This is a genomic window from Streptomyces sp. NPDC002520 (assembly GCF_053595235.1).
On the sequence record NZ_JBSFXG010000037.1, the window covers coordinates 80,450 to 87,133 of the forward strand.

A 6,684-nucleotide genomic window follows, 5' to 3' on the forward strand; every position below is an offset into this window, starting at 1 on the left:
GAGGTAATTCCAATGGCTGGACCCCAGCGCCGCGGTGGCGGTGCCGGTGGCGGCGAGCGGCGGGACCGGAAGGGCCGTGACGGCGGCGCTGCTGCCGCCGAGAAGACCGCGTACGTTGAGCGCGTCGTCGCGATCAACCGTGTCGCCAAGGTTGTGAAGGGTGGTCGTCGCTTCAGCTTCACCGCGCTGGTCGTGGTGGGCGACGGTGACGGCACCGTGGGTGTCGGTTACGGCAAGGCCAAGGAGGTGCCGGCCGCCATCGCCAAGGGTGTTGAGGAGGCCAAGAAGCACTTCTTCAAGGTCCCCCGTATCCAGGGCACCATCCCGCACCCGATCCAGGGTGAGAAGGCTGCCGGCGTCGTGCTGCTCAAGCCCGCGTCCCCGGGTACCGGTGTTATCGCCGGTGGTCCGGTGCGTGCCGTGCTCGAGTGCGCCGGTATCCACGACATCCTGTCGAAGTCGCTCGGCTCCGACAACGCGATCAACATCGTGCACGCGACCGTGGCGGCCCTGAAGGGCCTGCAGCGTCCGGAGGAGGTCGCGGCCCGCCGTGGTCTGCCTCTCGAGGACGTCGCTCCCGCGGCTCTGCTGCGTGCGCGTGCCGGGGCGGGTGCGTGATGGCTCAGCTCAAGATCACGCAGGTCAAGTCCTACATCGGCAGCAAGCAGAACCACCGTGACACGCTGCGTTCCCTTGGTCTCAAGGGCATCAACACGCAGGTCGTCAAGGAGGACCGCCCCGAGTTCCGCGGCATGGTGCACACCGTCCGCCACCTCGTGACGGTCGAGGAGGTCGACTGATCATGGCGGAGCAGAACCCGCTCAAGATCCACAACCTCCGTCCCGCCCCGGGCGCCAAGACCGCCAAGACCCGTGTCGGTCGTGGTGAGGCGTCGAAGGGTAAGACGGCCGGTCGTGGTACCAAGGGTACGAAGGCCCGTTACCAGGTTCCGGAGCGCTTCGAGGGTGGCCAGATGCCGCTCCACATGCGTCTCCCGAAGCTGAAGGGTTTCAAGAACCCGTTCAAGACCGAGTTCCAGGTCGTGAACCTCGACAAGCTGGCCGCGCTCTACCCCGAGGGTGGCGAGGTCACGGTCGAGGGTCTGGTGGCCAAGGGTGCCGTTCGCAAGAACAGCCTCGTCAAGGTCCTCGGCCAGGGCGAGATCTCCGTGGCGCTGCAGGTGACGGTCGACGCCGTCTCCGGCTCCGCCAAGGAGAAGATCACCGCCGCCGGCGGTACGGTCACCGAGCTGGTCTGAGACCAACAGGTCGCTCGATGACGTAGACGATCCCGACCGGGGGTACCTCACAATGGGGTATCCCCGGTTGGTCGTTCCGGGGGAGGCAGTGTCGCCGGTAAGGTGGCCTGCACTGTTCCTTTTCTGTATCCGTCGAACCTCAAGACCGTCACCCTTGACGCAGTTGCGCGGGGGTCGCAGGAGGCACCGTGCTCACCGCGTTCGCCCGGGCGTTCAGGACGCCCGACCTGCGCAAGAAGCTGCTCTTCACGCTGGGCATCATCGTGGTCTACCGGGTCGGTACCCACATCCCGATCCCCGGCGTCAACTACAAGGCCGTCCAGACCTGCGTGAACGAGGCGTCCGGCAATCAGGGGCTCTTCGGTCTCGTCAACATGTTCAGCGGCGGCGCGCTGCTCCAGATCACGATCTTCGCGCTCGGGATCATGCCGTACATCACGGCGAGCATCATTCTTCAGCTGCTGACCGTGGTCATCCCGCGCCTGGAAGCCCTCAAGAAGGAGGGACAGGCCGGTACGGCGAAGATCACGCAGTACACGCGCTACCTGACCGTGGCGCTCGCCATCCTGCAGGGCACCGGCCTGGTGGCCACCGCCCGCAGCGGCGCGCTCTTCAACGGCTGCTCGGTCGCCCAGAGCATCGTCCCGGATCAGGCGATCTTCGCCACGATCACCATGGTCGTCTGCATGACCGCCGGTACGGCCGTCGTCATGTGGCTCGGTGAGCTGATCACCGACCGCGGCATCGGCAACGGCATGTCGATCCTGATGTTCATCTCGATCGCGGCCACCTTCCCGTCCGCGCTGTGGGCCATCAAGAAGCAGGGCTCGCTGGCCGGCGGCTGGATCGAGTTCGGCACCGTCATCCTGGTCGGCCTGGTGATGGTCGCTCTGGTCGTCTTCGTCGAGCAGGCCCAGCGACGCATCCCGGTGCAGTACGCGAAGCGCATGATCGGCCGTCGTTCCTACGGTGGGACGTCCACGTACATTCCGCTCAAGGTGAACCAGGCGGGTGTGATTCCTGTCATCTTCGCCTCGTCGCTGCTCTACATTCCGGCGCTCGTCGCGCAGTTCTCGGGCGGCAACTCGAGCTGGAAGCAGTGGATCTCGGCGAACCTGACCAAGGGCGACCACCCGATTTACATCACTCTGTACTTCTTGCTCATCGTTTTCTTCGCGTTCTTCTACGTGGCCATCTCGTTCAACCCCGAGGAAGTCGCGGACAACATGAAGAAGTATGGTGGCTTCATCCCGGGCATCCGGGCTGGCCGACCGACCGCTGAGTACCTCAGCTACGTGCTCAACCGGATCACCTGGCCGGGTTCGCTGTACCTGGGTCTGATCGCTCTCGTACCGACAATGGCGTTGGTCGGCTTCGGGGCAAGCCAGAACTTCCCGTTCGGTGGCACCAGCATCCTCATCATCGTGGGTGTCGGTCTCGAGACGGTGAAGCAGATCGAGAGCCAGCTCCAGCAGCGCAATTACGAAGGGTTCCTCCGCTGATGCGTATCGTCCTCGTCGGGCCACCTGGTGCCGGTAAGGGAACGCAAGCCGTCCGCCTCGCCGAGAAGCTGAAAATCCCGCACATCTCCACGGGCGACCTGTTCCGGGCCAACATCAGCCGTCAGACGGAGCTGGGCAAGCTGGCCAAGTCCTACATGGACGCCGGCAACCTCGTTCCGGACGAGGTGACCATCGCGATGGCCAAGGACCGGATGGAGCAGCCGGACGCCGAGGGCGGCTTCCTGCTCGACGGCTTCCCGCGCAATGTCTCGCAGGCCGAGGCGCTCGACGAGCTGCTCACGACCGAGGGCATCACGCTGGACGCGGTCCTGGACCTGGAGGTCCCCGAGGACGAGGTGGTCAAGCGGATCGCCGGCCGGCGTATCTGCCGCAACGACTCGTCGCACGTCTTCCACGTGACGTACAGCCCGGCGAAGCAGGAGGGCGTCTGCGACGTCTGCGGCGGCGAGCTGTACCAGCGCGACGACGACCGCGAGGAGACCGTCCGCACGCGGCTGGAGGTCTACCACACGCAGACCGAGCCGATCATCGACTACTACAAGGCGCAGGGCCTGGTCGTGACGATCTCCGCCCTGGGTCCGGTGGACGAGATCACGCAGCGGGCGCTGGAAGCGCTCAAGCGCGAGAAGGCCGAGAACAAGTAGATCGCGGTCCTTCCGGCCGCGGTGCCCCCTGGGGCGCCGCGGCCGTAGTGTTGTGTAGGTAACCCAGTCGACGTGACGAGTGACGGAGAGCGCAGGCCCCCATGGTGCAGATCAAGAGCCCCGAGCAGATCGCCAAGATGCGTGCGGCGGGGCTGGTCGTCGCAGCCATCCACGCGGCCACGCGCGAGGCCGCTGTGCCCGGTGCCAGCACCAAGGACCTGGACGAGGTCGCCCGCAAGGTGCTCGCCGAGCACGGCGCCAAGTCGAACTTCCTCGGCTACGGCGGCTTCCCGGCCACCATCTGCACCTCCGTGAACGACGTCGTCGTCCACGGCATCCCCTCCGACGACGTCATCCTCAAGGACGGCGACATCATCTCCATCGACTGCGGTGCGATCGTCGAGGGCTGGCACGGCGACGCCGCCTTCACGGCCTTCGTCGGCTCCGGTCACGCCCCGGAGCTGATCGAGCTCTCCCGGGTGACCGAGGAGTCGATGTGGGCCGGCATCGCGGCCATGAAGCAGGGCAACCGCCTGATCGACATCTCCAAGGCCATCGAGACGTACATCCGCCGTCAGCCGAGGCCCGGCGGCGGCAAGTACGGGATCATCGAGGACTACGGCGGCCACGGCATCGGCACCGAGATGCACATGGACCCGCACCTGCTGAACTACGTGGACCGCCGCCGCGGCAAGGGCCCCAAGCTGGTTCCCGGCTTCTGCCTCGCCATCGAGCCGATGGTCTCCCTCGGCACCCCGCGCACCGAGGTCCTCGAGGACGACTGGACCGTCATCACGACGGACGGCACCTGGTCCTCCCACTGGGAGCACTCCGTCGCCCTCACCGAGCAGGGCCCCCTGGTGCTGACCGCCCCCGACGGCGGCAAGGCCAAGCTCGCGGAATACGGCATCACGGCTGCCCCGGACCCGCTCGGTTGATGGGGGCCCCCGCCACCACCGTCAGTCGGAGGCCGGCGCAGCCGATCGAAGCCTGTGAGGCGCCCCCGGCGCCGAGCCCGCGAGAGCGGCGTCAAGGATAGGTCGGCGGCCGGGCGAAGCTCGCCGAGCACGGCATCACGGCCGCCCCCGATCCGCTGGCATGAGTGCGGTCCCGCTTGCATAGGGATCACCGGCGTGGGGCAGACTCTCTCGATTCGTGTTTCCGGGTGCGCTGACGTAGACTGACTCGTCGGCTCTCGTGCACCCGCATGTCCGCATGCGCTCGCACTCGCCCCCTCGGGGTGAGGAAGAGAGTCGATCAAGGTAGTCGATTCGAAGGGCGAAGCGTGGCCAAGAAGCAAGGTGCCATCGAGATCGAGGGCACTGTCGTCGAGTCTCTTCCGAACGCCATGTTCAGGGTCGAGCTCCAGAACGGCCACCAGGTTCTGGCACACATCAGCGGCAAGATGCGTATGCACTACATCCGCATCCTCCCTGACGACCGGGTCGTGGTGGAGCTGTCTCCGTACGACCTGACGCGTGGCCGGATCGTCTACCGGTACAAGTAGATCTTGCCCGCATCCCGCTGCGGCGGGGTGGTGGCACTGACCCGGAGAACCTCAATCCCATGAAGGTCAAGCCGAGCGTCAAGAAGATCTGCGACAAGTGCAGGGTGATCCGCCGTCACGGCCGGGTCATGGTCATCTGCGAGAACCCGCGCCACAAGCAGCGCCAGGGCTGACGCAGGACCGATCCCTCTGCACCCGCAGAGATTCGCGCGACGCAAGCTGAATATGTTCATACGCAGAGCCCGAGCCATCCAGCTCGACACCCCCGGTTCGGAGGCCGGGGACCCGGTTCGTACCTCATACGGCGGCCGGGAGTCGGCTCTGCGGAAGACCTCCGAAGATCACCAGGAGCCATTGAATGGCACGCGTTTCCGGTGTCGACATCCCGCGCGAAAAGCGCGTGGAGATCGCCCTCACCTACGTGTTCGGCATCGGCCGGACCCTCTCGCAGGAGACGCTGGCTGCGACCGGCGTCGACCCGAACACCCGCGTTCGCGACCTCTCCGAGGAGCAGCTCGTCGCGATCCGCGAGTACGTCGACAACAACATCAAGACCGAGGGTGACCTCCGTCGTGAGATCCAGGCCGACATCCGCCGCAAGGTGGAGATCGGTACCTACCAGGGTCTGCGGCACCGCCGCGGTCTGCCCGTCCGCGGTCAGCGCACCAGCACCAACGCCCGTACCCGCAAGGGCCCGCGTCGCGCCATCGCCGGCAAGAAGAAGCCGGGCAAGAAGTAGTCCGCAGCGGACACCTGTCCACGGTCTTCGCTGTAGGACCGACCACCTCCCGTAGGAGTTTGTAGATGCCCCCCAAGGGTCGTCAGGGCGCTGCCAAGAAGGTGCGCCGCAAGGAAAAGAAGAACGTCGCTCACGGCCACGCGCACATCAAGAGCACGTTCAACAACACGATCGTCTCCATCACGGACCCGTCCGGCAACGTGATCTCCTGGGCCTCCGCCGGCCACGTCGGCTTCAAGGGCTCCCGGAAGTCCACGCCGTTCGCCGCGCAGATGGCCGCCGAGTCGGCTGCCCGCCGCGCTCAGGAGCACGGCATGCGCAAGGTCGACGTGTTCGTGAAGGGCCCGGGTTCCGGTCGTGAGACCGCGATCCGCTCCCTGCAGGCCACGGGCCTCGAGGTCGGCTCCATCCAGGACGTCACCCCGACCCCGCACAACGGCTGCCGCCCGCCGAAGCGTCGTCGCGTCTGACGCTCGGTCGCGCTGAGGATTCGGGCGGTACGGCTCCGTGAGGGGCTGTATCGCCCGTACCCTTGCAGTACCCGCACTTCACGCGTGCGGTTTTCCGTCGGACGTCAAATAGCGGGCGTCCACGAAAGAAGGATCTGATCCACACATGCTGATCGCTCAGCGTCCCTCGTTGACCGAAGAGGTCGTCGACGAGTTCCGCTCCCGGTTCGTGATCGAGCCGCTGGAGCCGGGCTTCGGCTACACCCTCGGCAACTCCCTTCGTCGCACCCTTCTGTCGTCGATTCCCGGTGCTGCTGTCACCAGCATCCGTATCGACGGTGTCCTGCACGAGTTCACCACCGTGCCGGGCGTCAAGGAGGACGTGACCGACCTGATCCTCAACATCAAGCAGCTGGTCGTCTCCTCGGAGCACGACGAGCCGGTCGTGATGTACCTGCGCAAGCAGGGGCCGGGTCTGGTCACCGCCGCCGACATCGCGCCGCCGGCGGGTGTCGAGGTGCACAACCCCGACCTGGTCCTCGCCACGCTCAACGGCAAGGGCAA

Annotated in this window: 10 protein-coding genes and 1 pseudogene; all 11 read left to right on the top strand. The window is 66.2% G+C overall.

The features are described from left to right. Positions 1-12 precede the first annotated feature (12 nt). Positions 13-618, top strand: a complete 606-nt coding sequence (gene rpsE, locus ACWD5D_RS35820; RefSeq protein ID WP_007494753.1) for a 30S ribosomal protein S5 — start codon at positions 13-15, stop codon at positions 616-618. Beyond that, on the top strand, positions 618-800 hold the full coding sequence (gene rpmD, locus ACWD5D_RS35825) for a 50S ribosomal protein L30 (protein ID WP_003974250.1): 183 nt from the start codon (positions 618-620) through the stop codon (positions 798-800). The genes rpsE and rpmD overlap by 1 nt, the downstream gene beginning before the upstream one ends. A 2-nt stretch (positions 801-802) precedes the next feature. Continuing rightward, entirely contained in the window at positions 803-1,258 is a 456-nt protein-coding gene (rplO, locus tag ACWD5D_RS35830; protein WP_023547373.1) for a 50S ribosomal protein L15, read from the top strand. Between the two features lie 188 nt (positions 1,259-1,446). After that, positions 1,447-2,760, top strand: a complete 1,314-nt coding sequence (secY, locus tag ACWD5D_RS35835; RefSeq protein ID WP_451376971.1) for a preprotein translocase subunit SecY — start codon at positions 1,447-1,449, stop codon at positions 2,758-2,760. Then, positions 2,760-3,425, top strand: a complete 666-nt coding sequence (locus tag ACWD5D_RS35840) for an adenylate kinase (protein ID WP_451376972.1) — start codon at positions 2,760-2,762, stop codon at positions 3,423-3,425. Before secY ends, ACWD5D_RS35840 begins: the two co-directional genes overlap by 1 nt. A gap of 101 nt (positions 3,426-3,526) precedes the next feature. Then, the gene (gene map / locus ACWD5D_RS35845) at positions 3,527-4,363 is read left to right on the top strand and encodes a type I methionyl aminopeptidase (protein ID WP_451376973.1); all 837 of its coding nucleotides are present in this window, start codon (positions 3,527-3,529) and stop codon (positions 4,361-4,363) included. Positions 4,364-4,710: 347 nt separating this feature from the next. After that, entirely contained in the window at positions 4,711-4,932 is a 222-nt protein-coding gene (gene infA / locus ACWD5D_RS35850; RefSeq protein WP_004927214.1) for a translation initiation factor IF-1, read from the top strand. Between the two features lie 59 nt (positions 4,933-4,991). Beyond that, a complete protein-coding gene (rpmJ, locus tag ACWD5D_RS35855) occupies positions 4,992-5,105 on the top strand; it encodes a 50S ribosomal protein L36 (protein WP_003998809.1) in 114 nt (37 codons plus the stop codon). Positions 5,106-5,290: 185 nt separating this feature from the next. Next, a complete protein-coding gene (gene rpsM, locus ACWD5D_RS35860) occupies positions 5,291-5,671 on the top strand; it encodes a 30S ribosomal protein S13 (protein WP_310764970.1) in 381 nt (126 codons plus the stop codon). A gap of 65 nt (positions 5,672-5,736) precedes the next feature. Continuing rightward, positions 5,737-6,141, top strand: a complete 405-nt coding sequence (rpsK, locus tag ACWD5D_RS35865) for a 30S ribosomal protein S11 (protein WP_003956432.1) — start codon at positions 5,737-5,739, stop codon at positions 6,139-6,141. Between the two features lie 145 nt (positions 6,142-6,286). Further along, a pseudogene (locus ACWD5D_RS35870) lies at positions 6,287-6,684 on the top strand (DNA-directed RNA polymerase subunit alpha); the annotation flags it as partial.

Bases quoted from the DNA above. Each gene is read 5' to 3' on its own strand.
- rpsE (WP_007494753.1), top strand. From the start codon at position 13: ATGGCTGGACCCCAGCGCCGCGGTGGCGGTGCCGGTGGCGGCGAGCGG.
- rpmD (WP_003974250.1), top strand. From the start codon at position 618: ATGGCTCAGCTCAAGATCACGCAGGTCAAGTCCTACATCGGCAGCAAG.
- rplO (WP_023547373.1), top strand. From the start codon at position 803: ATGGCGGAGCAGAACCCGCTCAAGATCCACAACCTCCGTCCCGCCCCG.
- ACWD5D_RS35840 (WP_451376972.1), top strand. From the start codon at position 2,760: ATGCGTATCGTCCTCGTCGGGCCACCTGGTGCCGGTAAGGGAACGCAA.
- map (WP_451376973.1), top strand. From the start codon at position 3,527: ATGGTGCAGATCAAGAGCCCCGAGCAGATCGCCAAGATGCGTGCGGCG.
- rpmJ (WP_003998809.1), top strand. From the start codon at position 4,992: ATGAAGGTCAAGCCGAGCGTCAAGAAGATCTGCGACAAGTGCAGGGTG.
- rpsM (WP_310764970.1), top strand. From the start codon at position 5,291: ATGGCACGCGTTTCCGGTGTCGACATCCCGCGCGAAAAGCGCGTGGAG.
- rpsK (WP_003956432.1), top strand. From the start codon at position 5,737: ATGCCCCCCAAGGGTCGTCAGGGCGCTGCCAAGAAGGTGCGCCGCAAG.